General features: G+C 40.6%; 17 protein-coding genes. 10 read left to right on the top strand and 7 right to left on the bottom strand.

From position 1 onward, the window contains the following. Positions 1-417: 417 nt before the first annotated feature. Positions 418-1536, bottom strand: a complete 1119-nt coding sequence (locus tag QYG89_RS13375; protein ID WP_404318119.1) for an NAD(P)/FAD-dependent oxidoreductase — start codon at positions 1534-1536, stop codon at positions 418-420. A 214-nt stretch (positions 1537-1750) separates the two neighbouring features. Between QYG89_RS13375 and QYG89_RS13370 the strand changes: the two genes are divergently transcribed. Then, positions 1751-1930 (top strand): small acid-soluble spore protein H, encoded by a 180-nt coding sequence (locus QYG89_RS13370; protein WP_404318117.1) that lies wholly within the window; start codon positions 1751-1753, stop codon positions 1928-1930. A gap of 73 nt (positions 1931-2003) precedes the next feature. On the opposite strand, the gene cidR is transcribed toward QYG89_RS13370, so the two are convergent. Further along, positions 2004-2915, bottom strand: coding sequence for a cidABC operon transcriptional activator CidR (cidR, locus tag QYG89_RS13365; RefSeq protein WP_404318115.1), 912 nt, complete (start codon positions 2913-2915; stop codon positions 2004-2006). Between the two features lie 111 nt (positions 2916-3026). Here cidR and QYG89_RS13360 point away from each other — a divergent pair, with 111 nt between their 5' ends. Then, positions 3027-3401, top strand: coding sequence for a CidA/LrgA family holin-like protein (locus tag QYG89_RS13360; RefSeq protein WP_404318114.1), 375 nt, complete (start codon positions 3027-3029; stop codon positions 3399-3401). Beyond that, complete coding sequence (locus QYG89_RS13355) at positions 3398-4084, top strand: CidB/LrgB family autolysis modulator (protein ID WP_404318112.1); 687 nt, start codon at positions 3398-3400, stop codon at positions 4082-4084. Before QYG89_RS13360 ends, QYG89_RS13355 begins: the two co-directional genes overlap by 4 nt. A 68-nt stretch (positions 4085-4152) precedes the next feature. Here QYG89_RS13355 and QYG89_RS13350 read toward each other — a convergent pair whose 3' ends face one another. Beyond that, positions 4153-5211: an NAD(P)/FAD-dependent oxidoreductase gene (locus QYG89_RS13350; protein ID WP_404318110.1), complete on the bottom strand. Its 1059-nt coding sequence runs from the start codon at positions 5209-5211 to the stop codon at positions 4153-4155. Between the two features lie 180 nt (positions 5212-5391). Here QYG89_RS13350 and QYG89_RS13345 point away from each other — a divergent pair, with 180 nt between their 5' ends. From QYG89_RS13345 to QYG89_RS13330, 4 genes are all read left to right on the top strand, one after another. Next, entirely contained in the window at positions 5392-6174 is a 783-nt protein-coding gene (locus QYG89_RS13345) for an ABC transporter ATP-binding protein (RefSeq protein WP_404318108.1), read from the top strand. A gap of 13 nt (positions 6175-6187) precedes the next feature. Next, the gene (locus QYG89_RS13340; protein ID WP_404318106.1) at positions 6188-7111 is read left to right on the top strand and encodes an iron-hydroxamate ABC transporter substrate-binding protein; all 924 of its coding nucleotides are present in this window, start codon (positions 6188-6190) and stop codon (positions 7109-7111) included. Between the two features lie 136 nt (positions 7112-7247). Further along, positions 7248-8258, top strand: a complete 1011-nt coding sequence (locus QYG89_RS13335; RefSeq protein WP_404318104.1) for a FecCD family ABC transporter permease — start codon at positions 7248-7250, stop codon at positions 8256-8258. Then, positions 8255-9262, top strand: a complete 1008-nt coding sequence (locus QYG89_RS13330; protein ID WP_404318102.1) for a FecCD family ABC transporter permease — start codon at positions 8255-8257, stop codon at positions 9260-9262. Before QYG89_RS13335 ends, QYG89_RS13330 begins: the two co-directional genes overlap by 4 nt. Before the next feature lie 99 nt (positions 9263-9361). Here the strand turns inward: QYG89_RS13330 and psiE are convergent, their stop codons facing one another. The 3 genes from psiE to msrA all read right to left on the bottom strand — a co-directional run bounded on the left by psiE (position 9362) and on the right by msrA (position 11748). Further along, on the bottom strand, positions 9362-9805 hold the full coding sequence (gene psiE / locus QYG89_RS13325) for a phosphate-starvation-inducible protein PsiE (protein ID WP_404318099.1): 444 nt from the start codon (positions 9803-9805) through the stop codon (positions 9362-9364). Positions 9806-10096: 291 nt separating this feature from the next. Further along, the gene (locus QYG89_RS13320) at positions 10097-10702 is read right to left on the bottom strand and encodes a methyltransferase (protein WP_404318097.1); all 606 of its coding nucleotides are present in this window, start codon (positions 10700-10702) and stop codon (positions 10097-10099) included. An 89-nt stretch (positions 10703-10791) separates the two neighbouring features. After that, positions 10792-11748, bottom strand: a complete 957-nt coding sequence (msrA, locus tag QYG89_RS13315) for a peptide-methionine (S)-S-oxide reductase MsrA (protein ID WP_404318095.1) — start codon at positions 11746-11748, stop codon at positions 10792-10794. A gap of 260 nt (positions 11749-12008) precedes the next feature. Here msrA and QYG89_RS13310 point away from each other — a divergent pair, with 260 nt between their 5' ends. From QYG89_RS13310 to QYG89_RS13300, 3 genes are all read left to right on the top strand, one after another. Further along, on the top strand, positions 12009-12782 hold the full coding sequence (locus tag QYG89_RS13310; protein ID WP_404318093.1) for an amino acid ABC transporter substrate-binding protein: 774 nt from the start codon (positions 12009-12011) through the stop codon (positions 12780-12782). 78 nt (positions 12783-12860) lie between these two features. Further along, complete coding sequence (locus QYG89_RS13305) at positions 12861-13517, top strand: amino acid ABC transporter permease (protein ID WP_404318090.1); 657 nt, start codon at positions 12861-12863, stop codon at positions 13515-13517. A 15-nt stretch (positions 13518-13532) separates the two neighbouring features. Beyond that, positions 13533-14279 (top strand): amino acid ABC transporter ATP-binding protein, encoded by a 747-nt coding sequence (locus tag QYG89_RS13300; RefSeq protein ID WP_404318088.1) that lies wholly within the window; start codon positions 13533-13535, stop codon positions 14277-14279. Between the two features lie 64 nt (positions 14280-14343). Here the strand turns inward: QYG89_RS13300 and QYG89_RS13295 are convergent, their stop codons facing one another. Further along, positions 14344-15228 (bottom strand): LysR family transcriptional regulator, encoded by an 885-nt coding sequence (locus tag QYG89_RS13295; protein WP_404318087.1) that lies wholly within the window; start codon positions 15226-15228, stop codon positions 14344-14346. Positions 15229-15318 lie beyond the last annotated feature (90 nt).

Genomic DNA, 15318 nt, shown 5'->3' with positions numbered 1-15318 from the left:
GGCACGCCGCCAGCGTTCGTCCTGAGCCAGGATCAAACTCTCCAAAAAGATTGTTTGCATAGCTCAATTGTTTTAAATAAGAATTAACTTACTGGCATGTATTTTGTTCAGTTTTCAAAGATCAATTTCATCCGCCGCTTCCTGCGACAGGATTTCATTATAAGTCTTTAACTCTTTAAAGTCAATAACTTTTTATAAAATTGTTTTTTCAACACCGTTGTTTTTAACGGGCGAGAATTAATATACCATGGCCTAAAATATAAAGTCAATATGATTTTAGAAAAAACTTTTTTATAAAACTCAATTCCTTTTTACTTCATTTTGCTTATATATTCTATCACTATAAAAAACCGAATCGTGGACGCGTATAAAACGCGCTTGATTCGGCAGTTGTACAGAAAAGGGAGCTTTTTTATTTCAAATTCCCATGGCCTTCCCTACATCATATAGCTCAAGATCTATCTCCACACGTTCCCCAAGAGCTAATTTTGCAAGCTGGGCGCCAAGGAATGGTCCAACCGTTAACCCTGATGCTCCAAGTCCATTTGCCAGAAGAAAGTTTTGATGTCCTGGAACCTCTCCTATAATCGGGAGAAAGTCAGGTGTAAAGGGGCGAAAACCAACACGTGCTTCAATAAATGCACCCCCAGCTAACCCCGGTGCTATAGATAACGCTTTGTGAAAGACCTCATGCAATCCTCCCGCTGTCACACGCTGATCAAAATTGACGTGATCTTCATGAGTCGCTCCAATGACTACACGCCCTTCATCAAATGCAAGAATATATTGATCATTCGGGGGCATGACTACCGGCCAATTGGCCGTTTGTGTATTTTCAAGCTGCAAATGTACAATCTGTGCTTTCTGAGATGTCAATTGAAATGTAAGCCCAAGCGGTGCTAAGAATTCATCTGCCCAAGCCCCGGCTGTCACGATGATACGATCTCCTGTATAATACTGATCACCGACTCGTACACTAGTCACTTGGTTATCTGTATGTTCTAGCTGGGCGGAGCCATTTACAAACATAGCACCGTGCTTTTTTGATGCATTAATAAGAGCCTGCCTCAATGCACGTCCATCCACACGCGCTGCTCCGCTCACATGAACGGAGGCATATTCTTCAGATAAAGGAGGAAACAACAAGGATGTCTCCGCCGGTGTCCGTTGCTGGATGCCGCCAATCTCAGGCGCATCTTCCCGTCTTTTTACTGCCCTCTCTTCCATTTTATCCAGCTTGTCTGCATCCGTCTGAAGACTGATCGCTCCAACCTGACGATATCCTGTTTCCGTTTCCCCGTCTTCTTCTAGCTGTCTAATAAGCGAAGCATAATATGCAGCGCCTCCTTTTGCCAGCGCATACCATGCTTTATTCCGCCGCTGGGACAGCCACGGACAAATGATACCCGCAGCAGCGTCAGTCGCCTGCCCCGGATCTTGCCTGTCTATCACAGTTACAGCTGCTCCTGCTTTCGCTAAATGATACGCTGCCGATGCGCCTAAAATTCCTGCACCAACGATAATAAACTCTTTCATAATAAACACCTTTTTCAAGTAATTTTCATGTGTTTATTTTACAGCAGTTATGAATGAGACTCAAAATAAGGGAGTATCCGATTGCTTATCCAAATAATTAAGAGGGGCTTACATGAAGAATTTAAATTGACAATATTTTTCAATGCGGAGGAATACATCAGTATGTTGAAGCAGATATTATACATACTACAAATCACAGAAGGAGGTTATTGGAATGAACAAACAACGTGCTAAAGAGATTGTCGCTTCATCTGTTATGGCTGATGTTACTTATCAGGGCTCTCCGGTTTATATCCAGAATGTAGACGAGAAAAATGAAACAGCTAGAGTCTATCCCTTGGCTCAACCAGAAAATGAACAAACCGTTCCTTTGAACAGCCTAGTGGAACATTAAACTAACTCCCCACTACCTTCTATAATTAAGTAACAAAACAATGAAGCTGTCTTAAAGCCTAAGATTCAGGCTCTTATAAGACAGCTTCATTTTCTGTGTCCCTTCTTTTAAAAAGATCCTGGGTAAATCGAATCCATTCCCGTGCAGCGAATGAAAGATACCGATCTTTGCGCCAAATCATCGTTAAATGCCACGGAATAACTGGTTCAATAAGAGGAAGAATTCGAATGCGCTCTGCATCAAGCTCCCGGCAAATCGGTTCTGGGAGAAACGCAATGCCGAGATTAGCTGCCACCATTTCGCTAATAAAATCCCATTGGGAACTTTCATACACTACACGGGGCTGAAACCCCGCCCGCACACACTCCGCGATAATTCGATCATGTAGTGCAAAGTCTTTCCGAAAAAACACAAAAGACTCCTGTGTTAACTCAGATAAAGATACGCTTTCTCTATTCACCAACATGTGAGATGGATGGACAAGCAGCATCAACTTTTCTTTTACAAGTGAAAAAGAATGGAATACTTCTTCGTTCGTTGGCAACAGTACAACACCGATATCAAGGATACCCTTTTCAATATCAGCCTCTACTTTCTTTGCCCCATCCTCCACAAGCTGAATAGTGATATTAGGATACTGCTCCCGGAACTTGCCAAGCACTTTCGGAAAAAAACTTGAACCAACCATCGGAGGCAAACCAATGCGAATGTGCCCTTTTTTCAGTTTCATTAAATCTTCTAATTCAGACGATAAGTTTTGAAATGAATTGACAATGTCCTGAGCTTGAGCGAGGATCATCTGTCCAGCATCCGTTAACTCCACCTGTTTGCCGAAACGGTTAAATAACACAACTCCCAGTTCTTCTTCCACGCTCTTAATCATTTTACTAATCGTTGGCTGCGTAATATATAAATCCTGTGCAGCTTTTGTAAAACTTTTATGCTGTGCTACTTTTAAGAAATAGTGTAAATGCCGGATATCCATCTCGTCTCCCCTTCACTTCTTATAGATAAAAGGAATGATATATATTCTATATATGTATTTTACCCATGAAAACAGATAGTGTACACTTTTCACTGGGAGGGGCGAGCATCAGTGACAACAATTATGAAAGGCATAGGACAAGTGATCCTTTTATGCCTCATTTCTCTTATAATGAACAAAGTTGTGGATCTATTTCATCTAAGAATTCCCGGCAGTATTTTAGGGATCTTTGTCGTTTTTGTCCTGCTGCAAACAAAAATCATTCGCTTAGAATGGATCGAAATAGGAGCAAATTGGCTGCTGGCTGAGCTGCTATTATTCTTTATTCCATCGGCTGTCGGAATCATGAAATACAAAAACATTCTAATAGAAGATGGAGTATACGTAATCTTAGTTATTATTATTAGTACCATCATCGTTATGGCCTGCACAGGGCTGACGGCCAAAAAAATTGCAGAAAGAAAGGAGAGGGAACATTCGCGATGATAGCTCTTTTTAGCGTAGTCTTTACCGCAGGACTTTACTGGGCGGCTAAATGGTGTTATAAACATCAACCGAAAGTATATTTATCCCCTCTGCTTACAGTCCCGCTGTTTGTCGTTGTTTTTTTACTTTGGACTCATATCTCATACGAATCATACAATGCAGGGGCTAAGTGGCTGACTCATATGCTTGAGCCAGCCACGGTTGCCTTTGCTATTCCGCTATACAAATATTTAAATATATTAAAAAAGCATGCCGCTGAAATCATTGTGAGTGTTTTGTCCGGATCGGTTGCCGCTATTATTTCATCCATGATTATTGCCCAAGTATTGCACTTAAATACTCAAATCGTAAACAGCCTGATTCCGCGTTCCATTACTACGCCGATTGCTATGGGCCTGTCCGCAAGTATTGGCGGCATACCTGCCGTGACAGCTGTATTTGTCATTATAACGGGGCTATTAGGTACCATCATTGGTCCTGTACTCATTCGAGTATTATGCATTGAAAATGAAATTGCCCGCGGTGCACTTCTCGGTACTGCAGCACACGGCGCAGGCACCGCGAAAGCTTTTGAATTTGGTTCCATTACGGGAACAATTTCTAGTCTATCCATGATTATCGCTGCACTCATTACACTCTGTGTGGCACCATGGGTTATATCCATGCTACTGACCCTTTTTTAATTCAGTTCTTGAAGAAAAGGTCTGGTCCCATTGACAATATATTATCAATGGGGCCAGACTTTTTTTAGTTACCACTCCTTCGATATCATTTGTTTCACTAATTCCCGATTTCGCTTTTTAAATACCTCATTGTGTGAAGAAACCATTGCTATTTGATCAGCTTCAGGCTGGATAAATTGCTTCGCTTTATTTACAGCGTTTGCTGCGTCTTGGAAAGCTCCAGAAATTAAGTTTAATTTTCCGTCGTGTTTTAGAATATCCCCAGCTGCATAAAGTCCGGCTACGGATGACTCACTATTCACATTACCTGCGATATAATATTGATCAGCTCTTTCAATATGTAATTCACTATTTTCGAGTAATGTCGTATCCCGCTCGTATCCGTGATTAATAATGACTTCATCAATTGGCAAGTACGAAACCTCTCCTGTTTCGTGATTGGTCAGTTCCACACGTTCAATGGCTTCATGATTCGCACATGCAATGAGCTTTGTAATCGTCGTATGAAAGAAACAGACGACAGAGCTGTCCAACAGCTGTGTCACTTGAGCTTCATGACCTGCCAAAGCGTCTTTTCTATAAATGACATACACCTTTTCAGCAATCGGCTCTAATTCATTTGCCCAATCAATTGCTGAATTTCCACCTCCTGAAATAACGACCGTTTTATCTTTGAAGCGTTTCAAAGATTTCACTGTGTAATTTAAATTAGACACTTCGAACCTCGCCGCGCCTTCTATCTCTAACTTTTGTGGATTCAGTATCCCGCTTCCGACAGCTACTATGACCGTTTTCGAAAGATGGGTTTGACCAGAGGCAGCGTGCAGCACAAAAATACCTTCTTTATTACGTGTGATGGACTCTACTTTTTCATTTAAGACCACTTCTGGGTTAAACGTTAACCCTTGGCCGACAAGCTGATCGATTAATTTTGCTCCTGGGATAGGGGGTTGTCCTCCCACATCCCAAATCATTTTTTCGGGATATACGTGTATTTTCCCGCCTAGTTGGTTCTGGTATTCAATAAGCTTTGTTTTCATCTCCCTCAGACCACTATAAAAAGCAGAGTACAGTCCAGCCGGCCCCCCTCCGATTATCGTTATATCAAATAATTCCTGCTGTTCCATTACGTTCACTCCTTAGTAACCAAATGTAATTGATTATCATTATCAACTAATATACAAGTTTTTCTTTCTCTCTACAATAAAAATAATATTGACAATAGAAACAAAGAAAACTATAGTATGTAATTAATCGATATTGATAATCGTTATCACTAATTTTCCAATAGCTAGGGGGGGAAAAGCATGGTTCGTCTATATACGAATGACTTACATATTGGCTACGGTGAACGATTAATTGTGAAAGGTCTCAGCGTAGAAATTCCAGATAAAAAAATCACTACTATTATCGGTTCGAATGGCTGCGGGAAATCTACATTGTTAAAAGCCATTACCCGTATTATTTCGCATCAATCGGGGACTGTCATTTTAGATGGAGAAAATATTGCAAAAGAAAACACAAAGATTCTTGCTAAAAAAATGGCGATTCTTCCGCAAACTCCAGAAAGTGCAAGCGGATTAACGGTCGGCGAACTCGTATCCTATGGCCGCTTCCCTTATCAAAAAGGGTTTGGACGATTAACAAAGAAAGATTATGAAGTCATTGACTGGGCACTTGAAGTGACAGGAACAAAAGACTTCAAATTTCGTTCTGTAGATGCTCTGTCAGGAGGACAGCGCCAACGCGTTTGGATTGCTATGGCCCTTGCTCAAGAAACAGAAATGATTTTTCTTGATAAGCCGACGACGTACTTAGATATGGCGCATCAACTAGAAGTACTAGAGCTTTTACAAAAGCTGAATGTGGAACAGGAACGGACGATTGTGATGGTTCTTCATGATTTAAACCAAGCCGCTCGGTTTGCTGACTATATTATCGCATTAAAAGACGGTGAAATCGTACAGGCGGGCGATTGTGAAGAAGTGATAAATCGAGACGTGCTAAAAAAAGTATTTCATATTGATGCTGAAATCGGCCGGGACCCTCGGACAAACAAACCAATGTGCCTCACATATGATTTAGTATAAGGAGATTAAAAAAATGAAAAAAATACTCATTCCATTCATGCTATTATTTGTACTCATTCTCAGCGCTTGTAATAGCGAATCAACAGAAAAAGAGAACGACTCCGCTTCAACGGATAAGAAGCCAGAAACTATTACTTATGAATCTGAAAATGGACCGATCGAAGTCCCTGCCCATCCAAAACGGGTTGTTGTTCTGCAATCATTCGCAGGCAATGTCATGGCTTTGGATGTTAATCTTGTGGGAGTTGACTCATGGTCTAAAATGAACCCGCGCTTTCAAAAAGAATTAGACGGTGTAGAAGAAGTTTCAGATGAAAGCTTAGAAAAAATTATCGAATTAGATCCAGATTTAATCATCGGTTTATCAAACACTAAAAATATTGATAAATTAAATGAAATCGCCCCTACTGTTACATACACATACGGAAAAGTAGATTATTTAACACAGCACGTAGAGATCGGTAAACTTTTAAATAAAGAGAAAGAAGCACAAGGTTGGGTGGACGACTTCAAACAACGTGCTGCAAAAGCGGGCAAAGACATTAAAGCAAAAATCGGTGAAGACACAACTGTCTCTGTTATCGAAAACTTCGATAAACAGCTTTACGTATTCGGCGATAACTGGGGCCGCGGCACGGAAATCCTATACCAGGAAATGAAATTAAAAATGCCGGAAAAAGTAAAAGAAATGGCTCTGAAAGATGGTTACTATGCATTATCTTTAGAAGTTTTGCCTGAGTTTGCCGGTGATTATATGGTTTTCAGTAAAAATAAAGATACCGACAACTCATTCCAAGAAACAGATACGTATAAAAACATCCCAGCTGTAAAAAACAATCAAGTAATGGAAGTAAATGCGAAAGAGTTCTACTTTAACGATCCGTTAACTTTGGACTTTCAATTAGACTACTTTATTAAACATTTCCTAGGCAATTAACTAGCACATAGAGGCTGACTCAAAATGAAATTACCAGACCGCACTCACAAGACACTATATACAGAGTTTGTGAGTACGTTCAGAACTTTTGAGTCAACCTCTTTCCTTATATCACCAAAAGAAAGATGAGAGACTGATGACGAAAGAAAACCGACGTTCTATCCCGTTTGTATATAAGTTGATTGCAGGAGTCGTTTCGTTAATGGCTATGTTTGTGGCTGCTTGTGTTTTGGGGGCAGCAGATACTACGGTTCAAGATGTGTGGCGGGCCCTTACTTTCCAAACTTCCAGTGATAAAACTTCCCTTATCCGGGAAATTCGCCTGCCGCGTGAAATAGCGGGAATGTTTGTTGGAGCGGCACTCGCTGTTTCCGGTGCCGTCATGCAAGGAATGACACGAAATCCACTCGCAGATCCAGGCTTACTTGGATTAACCGCTGGAGCCAATGCCGCATTGGCTATAACGATCGCACTGAGCCCTTCATCTAACTATTTCTATATCATGATCGCTTGTTTTATCGGAGCCGCCGCCGGAGCAATGATGGTTTTCGGTATTGGTGCAGTGAAAAAGGGTGGTTTTTCTCCGCTTCGAATTGTATTAGCTGGGGCGGCCGTTTCAGCCTTCCTCTATGCGATTGCGGAAGGCATTGGTATTTACTTTAAAATTTCAAAAGATGTATCGATGTGGACTGCAGGAGGATTGATTGGAACCACTTGGGAACAGCTTCAAATCATCGTGCCATTTATTTTAATCGGTCTGTTTGTATCCCTTTTACTCTCAAAACAGCTGACAATTCTCAGTTTAAGTGAAGAAGCAGCGATTGGATTAGGTCAAAAGACTACACGAATAAAAACGATTCTGTTCATCGTGATGACTTTACTCGCCGGTGCTTCTGTTGCTCTTGTCGGAAATATGGCGTTTATCGGTTTAATGGTTCCTCATATCGTTCGAGCGATTGTTGGAACGGATTACCGTTTTATCGTGCCTATGTCGATCATCGCCGGGGGCTTCTTCATGCTGTTGGCTGATACACTGGGCAGGACGATTCACTCTCCATATGAAACACCTGTAGCCGCTATTGCAGCAATCATGGGCTTGCCTTTCTTCTTGTTTATTGTTCATAAAGGAGGGAAAGCATTCTCATGATTCAGCCAGCTTTAATCAAAAAACAACGTATGCTCCTATGCATTTTACTCGCACTTATTCTCATTACGTTTGTAGTTGGTATGGGAATGGGGTACGCCTCTTTATCTTATGACAGGCTGATCCCTACTCTTCTCGGTCAAGGTACATTCAAAGAAGAGTTTATTTTATTTTCCATTCGATTGCCGCGAATGATGATTACACTCTTAGCAGGAATAGCACTTGCGCTATCGGGCGCTATTTTACAAGGAATTACGCGAAATGATTTAGCTGATCCCGGCATCATTGGCATCAACTCGGGAGCAGGTGCTGCTATTGCTGTTTTCTTTTTATTTTTCCCTATAAAAACAGGTTCATTTATTTATTTGCTGCCGCTTGTTGCTTTTATCGGTGCCATCCTTACTGCCGTTCTTATATACATGTTTTCATATGACAGAAATGCGGGCCTTCAGCCTGTAAAACTCGTGTTAACTGGGGTCGGGTTTGCGATGGCGCTGTCTGGGATCATGATTGTGCTCATTTCATCTGCTGAACGTTCAAAAGTAGATTTTATCGCCAAATGGTTAAACGGGAGCATATGGGGGTCAGATTGGACTTTTGTTTGGGCTATTGTTCCTTGGCTGGCTGTACTCATTCCTTTTACATTGTACAAAGCGAATCGATTAAACCTCCTTGCATTAAACGAACCTGTAGCTGTCGGTGTTGGTGTATCTATAGAAAAAGAACGCCTCACCCTGCTTTTAACAGCAGTGGCGCTGGCTGCTGCCGCCGTATCTGTCACAGGGGGAATTGCCTTTATTGGACTGATCGCTCCACATATGGCCAAAGCTTTAGTCGGGCCTAGAAATCAATTGTTTCTCCCTCTCGCCATTCTAATTGGCGGCTGGTTATTATTGCTTGCAGACATTATCGGACGCAACTTAGTCGAGCCCGATGGTATTCCAGCAGGCATTATCGCCGCATTGATCGGTGCACCGTATTTTATCTATCTATTATTTAAAAAATAAAAGCGCAATATACAAATCGGGACAGCCCTCAGTCAGTGCTTACATGACTAGGACTGCCCCGATTTTTCATAAACCTCATCGTTTATAGCGAATAAGAAATCATTTTCTAAAGAACCATTTACTATCCGGTCTTTCGCGCGGAGTAATATTCATAATGAAGTATCCAATGATTAGAATTAAGACGACAAGCGAATAAAGCAATGTATTTATAGGATGTTCATGATCAACAATAATCAACCTGATCATGGCTGTAATGCCGATGTATAAAAAGTATCTTAGAGGAAAGTGGTACTCCTCTTTGAAGTACTTTACAATCATCGTAATAAACTCAAAATATAAAAAGAAGATCAGTATATTCGCAAGAAAAAGTTTATAATCATTGCTGCCTTTCTCTATTAAAATTTCACCGAAGATAATTAATTCCTTTACGAGTAAAAAACATAAAATAAGTGCCAGAAAAACGAGCGAAACATTCAATACCGTTTGGAAAACTTTTGGAATCAGACGCAAAACAAAACTAAAATCCTTTTTTACCTTAAACATGGAACTCCTCCTCTCTTCCCCATTTTAAGCAACCATTTTTGTTGATAAAAGGCTTCTTTTGTAAAGTTTCATTCATCCTCTCTTTACAAAGGAAGCCTTCATCGTGCACGTAATGATAAGTATATATATTATTTCAACTATTAAAAAAATTCAAGATCATTTAAATAAGTATTGATGAAGAAAAAAGCACATTTTAAACACGATAGGCTGCCATTCTTAATAGCAGCCTATCGTGTGATAAATAATTTCACGTGGAACATTCTATTTTCGGTTACTAGTAAATAGACCAGATCAGTCGTATCGAAAAATCAAGAACCGTTCATTTTCATTCTTTTCATACAGTCCCCGCACCTTTACTTCTGCCAACAGTTGAAAAGTCGTCTGTATTTCGAGAAAATGAACGTACTCAGTCGTTGGGTAATAAAGGATTACATCAATCGGCCGATCATTTTCCTCAACCGAAAGCAAAATATTACGAATAACCTTCATAAAAACCTGGATAGAGAAAGGGTTAAAAAAATAGAATCGGTTATCGAGCCTCTTGATTTCATACTTCTCAGCCGGACAGCATTCGAAGTGAATAGAGCCCTCCTTTCGCCTGCCCCTTTTCATATAATTCTTTTGATTTTCAAGCGCCTCTTGATACAGCTGTTCATTTATTTCAATGCCTGTTACAGACACTGCAAAACGATCATGGATATAAAATGGCAGCCGCCCTTTTCCACAGCCAAAGTCGACCACCCGATCACTTCTTTCTAATTCATACTCATAAAAAAGCTCGTCTAATGCGATATATGGTGTAGCCTCATAACGGTTACAGTGAATCGATGAGTGCGGCTTTTCCCTCATACCGGTTGTTTTAATTTGCAGCTGTTGATCACGTTGTTTTTCATTCATAGAAATTCCTCGGTTCCTATTGGTTCATTGTCAGGCATCGACTGTACCATTTTTCTCTTGTCCGGTGAATAACTGACACGATCAAGCTGTCATTTAAACAAACTGACAAACTCCTCATATCCTTCTTCTTCAAGCTTGCTCTTTGGTACAAACCGCAGGGCAGCCGAATTAATGCAGTACCGCGCATAATAAGGACCAGGACCATCATCGAATACGTGGCCAAGATGGGAGTCAGATATTTTGGTACGGACTTCAATCCGCCGCATGCCATGTGACGTATCAAGCTTTTCTTCTATTTCAGTATGACGCAAAGGCTTCGTAAAGCTCGGCCAGCCGCATCCCGCGTCGTATTTATCCTTGGAACTAAACAGCGGCTCTCCTGAAATGATGTCCACGTAAATTCCTTCTTCGGTATGATTCCAATACTCATTACGGAACGGCGGCTCAGTAGCGTTATTTCTTGTTACTTCATATTGAATGGGTGTTAGCTCCTTGCGCAGCTGCTCATCACTTTTCTGGTTTTTCCAATTCTCCCGGATGAATCGTGCTCGTCCAGAGCCTTCTTTATAAAGGTTGTAGTGAAAAGAATTCTTTTTATAATAATACTGATGTTTTTCTTCCGCTCTATAAAAAGGACCTGCCGGCATGATTTCTGTGACAATCGGCTTTTGGAAACGGCCGCTCGCAGCAAGCTCGGCTTTTGAAGCTTCTGCCATTTTCTTTTGTTCTTCATCATGATAAAAAATGGCCGTCCGATAAGACAGTCCCCGATCATTGAATTGTCCTCCCTCATCAGTCGGGTCAATTTGCTGCCAGAATAGCTTCAGTAATTTTTCATATGGGAATACGGCAGGATCAAATGTAATCTGCACGGCTTCATAGTGGCCTGTTTCATCTGTGCACACTTCCTCATAAGTCGGGTTTTCTGTATGCCCGCCTGTGTATCCAGAAATCACCTCTTTAATACCCGGCTGCTCATCAAATGGAGAGACCATACACCAGAAACAGCCTCCCGCAAATGTTGCCTGTTTAAGTTGTTGGGACATAAGGCTTCGCTCCTTTATCTTTTATTTTCAATATTGATTTTTGCACTTTCTTAATGAAATATTACACAACTATTCATAAGTATTCCTTTAATTATAACACCGAAACCCTATTTTCTAGATGGTCTTTTCTTTATGACAAAATAGAGCGGTGACCCAAGATATTTATTCCATTTACAGAAGCGACATTATTATGATAGTATATCAATACAGTAGTATGGTAGCGAACTAAAGTAAATTAACTATTAAAGGTGGGTTTTCATATGAAACGTTTCATAACTATGATCCTAGCTGTTACAGCTGTTCTTTCACTATTAGCAGGCTGTTCGTCAAAGTCTGAGAAAGAAGACGATACATTAGTCATTGGGATCGACGATAAATTCGCTCCTTTAGGGTTCCGCGATGAAAATAATAATATCGTTGGTTTTGACATCGACTATGCGACAGCAGCAGTCGAGCAAATGGGGAAAAAGGTTAAGTTCCAGCCCATTGATTGGAAAACAAAAGAGACTGAGTTAAGCAGCGGTCGAATTGATCTCATTTGGAATGGGTATACCATTACGGATGAACGTAAAGGAAAAGTTCTTTTTACAAAGCCTTATTTAAAAAATGCACAAGTAGTGGCTGTTCCGGTGGATTCAAAAATTACTAAACTCGACGATTTAGCAGGGAAAACCGTTGGGATTCAAGGTCTTTCTTCTGCAGGTGATGCTTTAAATGCGAATCCTATTAAATCTAAGATCAAAACTGTTACAGAGTTTGCTGATAATGTTCTAGCTCTCACTGATTTAAAAGCCGGCCGTGTAGACGCGGTCATTATTGATGAAGTTGTGATCGACTATTATATGTCGAAAGAAGAAGGAAGCTTTAAGCTTCTAGATGAGTCTCTTGCTCCAGAAGAATACGGAGTAGGCGTTAAAAAAGGGAACGACGAATTGCTCAAAGAACTTCAAACAGCACTTGATGAGATCAATGCAAACGGCACTGCCGCTAAAATCTCACAAAAGTGGTTTGGCGAAGATAAAGTGTTAAAGTAAAATAATAGATTTAACAGATTACAGAACAAAACAGGATTTCCACAGGAAACCCTGTTTTGTTTTTGGAGGAATCCTTTCATGTCAGATTATATTAGTACAATCATTAAACCTCTGCTCGAAGGGGCACAGATGACCGTCCTTTTGTTTGTGATTGCCATTGCAGCATCGATTCCGCTGGGCTTCTTATTAACCCTAGCTGTAAAAAGCAGCATCAAGCCGATATCATGGCTTGCACAGACTTATATACACTTGATGCGCGGCACACCGCTGCTGCTGCAGCTGTTATTTATATGCTTCGGTCTGCCGCTTATCCCTGTAATTGGGGAATATTTAATTTTGGATCGCTTTGTGGCGGCTTGTCTAGGATTCATTTTGAACTATGCTGCCTATTTCGCTGAAATCTTCCGCGGCGGTCTTTTAGCCATTGATAAAGGTCAATACGAAGCCTCTCAAGTGCTCGGCTTGAACAAGTGGCAGACAACAACGCGGATCATCCTGCCGCAAATGTTCCGAATCGCGCTTCCTGCTGTTGCTAACGAATCGGTAACACTCGTCAAGGATACAGCGCTGCTCTATGCTGTAGCCGTACCAGAACTTCTGCACTTTGCCCAGACAGCGGTTAACCGAGATTTTACCATCGTGCCTTTCTTCCTGGCCGGTATCATTTATTTGATTATAACGCTCATATTAACCATGTTCTTTAAATGGCTGGAACGACGATACAAATTTGAATAAGAAGGAGTGGTGAATATGGCTGTGATAGAAGTATCCAATCTTAAGAAATCATATGGTGATCTAGACGTACTTAAGCAAATTACGTTTGATGTAAATAAAAATGATGTCGTAGCAGTCATCGGTCCATCTGGTTCCGGGAAAAGCACCATGCTTCGGAGTCTCGCCCATCTTGAAGAAATAAATGGCGGGAGCATCTGTATAGCTGGTGATTATCTAGTGGAAAATGGAATCTATCCGAAACCACAAAAGATTAAACAAATTACCTCTAAAATGGGAATGGTGTTCCAACACTTTAACCTTTTTCCTCATCTTACGGTGAAAGAAAATTTGGAGATTGCGCCTAAACTAGTGAAGAAAGAGCCAGCTGCCGTCCTTCACAAACGAAGCATAGAGCTATTGGAAAAAATCGGACTAGCTGACCGCGCGGCTGCTTACCCGTCAAAGCTCTCAGGCGGACAAAAACAAAGAGTGGCCATTGCCCGGGCACTCATGATGAACCCAGAAATTCTGTTGTTTGATGAACCTACTTCAGCCCTCGATCCCGAATTAACCGGGGAAGTACTGCAAGTAATGAAAGACCTGGCTGAAGAGCAGATGACGATGATTGTAGTAACGCATGAGATGGGATTTGCTAAAGAAGTGGCGAATCGTGTTATGTTCATGGACAATGGCGAGATCGTCGAATCCGGTCATCCGGATGAATTCTTTACGAATCCTCAGTTCGATCGGACAAAAGCCTTCTTGAAACGCAATTTAAAATAATTTATCCTATCCCTAGAAAAAAGAAAACAGGCCTAAATAAAATTCGGCCTGTTTTCTTTTTTCGTTACGTTCTTTCTATAATCTCAACAAATTTCATTGAAGCGGGTGACAGCGGTACACTTTTTAAAAAACATACCCCCATACTTCTCTTCGGTATTTCTTCAATCAGCTGTACTTCATACAATAATCCATTGTCTAAATACTCCTGCGAAAACTCTTTCGTCACACAAGCGACTCCTAAATTGATTTTCGCAAAATCTAACAATAAATCATGGGAGCCTAATTCAAATTCCGGGGAGATCTTTACCCCTTTAGATAATATATAATCCTCTACGTACTGCCTCGAATTTGATTTACGTTCAAGAAAGATTAACGGCAGCTTGACTAATTCGTGAAAGCTTAATGGTCTAGATAATATACTCTTATATTTCTCTCCACAAACGAACGTATCATGGATATCAATACACGCTCTTAACTCGAACGCGGAATCATCAATCGGAAAGTTACAAATCGCAATATCTACTTCTCCTGATTTTAAAAGAGAACAGATTTCTAATGTTGTGCCATTCACAATTTTAAATTTAATATTCGGATATTTATTGCGAAACTCTTCTAAATAAGGAAGTAAAAAATACCTTGAAATCGTGTCGCCTACACCGATCTTTAACTCGCCTGTCGTTAAATTCTTAAATTCTAACATCTTTTCTTCTCCAACATCAATTAAACTAATTGCTGAGTGAACATATTCGAACAGAAGACTGCCTTCATCTGTTAAAGACACCCCTTTAGGTGTTCTATTAAAAAGCCGTGTATCCAGTTCGCTTTCTAATTGCATGATCGCCTGACTAACAGCCGGCTGTGTCATATAAAGGTCTCTCGCTGCTTTAGAAAAACTTTCACTTTTCCCCACCGTACAAAACACTCTATATAAATCTAACTTACTTACCATATAAACACTCCTTATATCCATCATTAGATATATTAATTTTACTTATATCATTAAAGCAATGTATAGTACAAGTAGAAGCGGTTTAAATTA

The sequence above is a fragment of the Bacillus lumedeiriae genome, from assembly GCF_044891285.1.
Classification (GTDB): Bacteria; Bacillota; Bacilli; order Bacillales; family Domibacillaceae; genus Pseudobacillus; species Pseudobacillus lumedeiriae.
This window is presented reverse-complemented; position numbering and strand designations above follow the sequence as displayed.

Excerpts from the sequence above, each read along its gene's own strand:
- QYG89_RS13305 (WP_404318090.1), top strand. The coding sequence starts at position 12,861 with ATGTCAGATTATATTAGTACAATCATTAAACCTCTGCTCGAAGGGGCA.
- QYG89_RS13345 (WP_404318108.1), top strand. The coding sequence starts at position 5,392 with ATGGTTCGTCTATATACGAATGACTTACATATTGGCTACGGTGAACGA.
- cidR (WP_404318115.1), bottom strand. The coding sequence starts at position 2,915 with ATGGATATCCGGCATTTACACTATTTCTTAAAAGTAGCACAGCATAAA.
- msrA (WP_404318095.1), bottom strand. The coding sequence starts at position 11,748 with ATGTCCCAACAACTTAAACAGGCAACATTTGCGGGAGGCTGTTTCTGG.
- QYG89_RS13335 (WP_404318104.1), top strand. The coding sequence starts at position 7,248 with ATGACGAAAGAAAACCGACGTTCTATCCCGTTTGTATATAAGTTGATT.
- QYG89_RS13350 (WP_404318110.1), bottom strand. The coding sequence starts at position 5,211 with ATGGAACAGCAGGAATTATTTGATATAACGATAATCGGAGGGGGGCCG.
- QYG89_RS13295 (WP_404318087.1), bottom strand. The coding sequence starts at position 15,228 with ATGGTAAGTAAGTTAGATTTATATAGAGTGTTTTGTACGGTGGGGAAA.
- QYG89_RS13320 (WP_404318097.1), bottom strand. The coding sequence starts at position 10,702 with ATGAATGAAAAACAACGTGATCAACAGCTGCAAATTAAAACAACCGGT.
- QYG89_RS13310 (WP_404318093.1), top strand. The coding sequence starts at position 12,009 with ATGAAACGTTTCATAACTATGATCCTAGCTGTTACAGCTGTTCTTTCA.
- QYG89_RS13340 (WP_404318106.1), top strand. The coding sequence starts at position 6,188 with ATGAAAAAAATACTCATTCCATTCATGCTATTATTTGTACTCATTCTC.
- psiE (WP_404318099.1), bottom strand. The coding sequence starts at position 9,805 with ATGTTTAAGGTAAAAAAGGATTTTAGTTTTGTTTTGCGTCTGATTCCA.
- QYG89_RS13370 (WP_404318117.1), top strand. The coding sequence starts at position 1,751 with ATGAACAAACAACGTGCTAAAGAGATTGTCGCTTCATCTGTTATGGCT.
- QYG89_RS13300 (WP_404318088.1), top strand. The coding sequence starts at position 13,533 with ATGGCTGTGATAGAAGTATCCAATCTTAAGAAATCATATGGTGATCTA.
- QYG89_RS13355 (WP_404318112.1), top strand. The coding sequence starts at position 3,398 with ATGATAGCTCTTTTTAGCGTAGTCTTTACCGCAGGACTTTACTGGGCG.
- QYG89_RS13330 (WP_404318102.1), top strand. The coding sequence starts at position 8,255 with ATGATTCAGCCAGCTTTAATCAAAAAACAACGTATGCTCCTATGCATT.
- QYG89_RS13375 (WP_404318119.1), bottom strand. The coding sequence starts at position 1,536 with ATGAAAGAGTTTATTATCGTTGGTGCAGGAATTTTAGGCGCATCGGCA.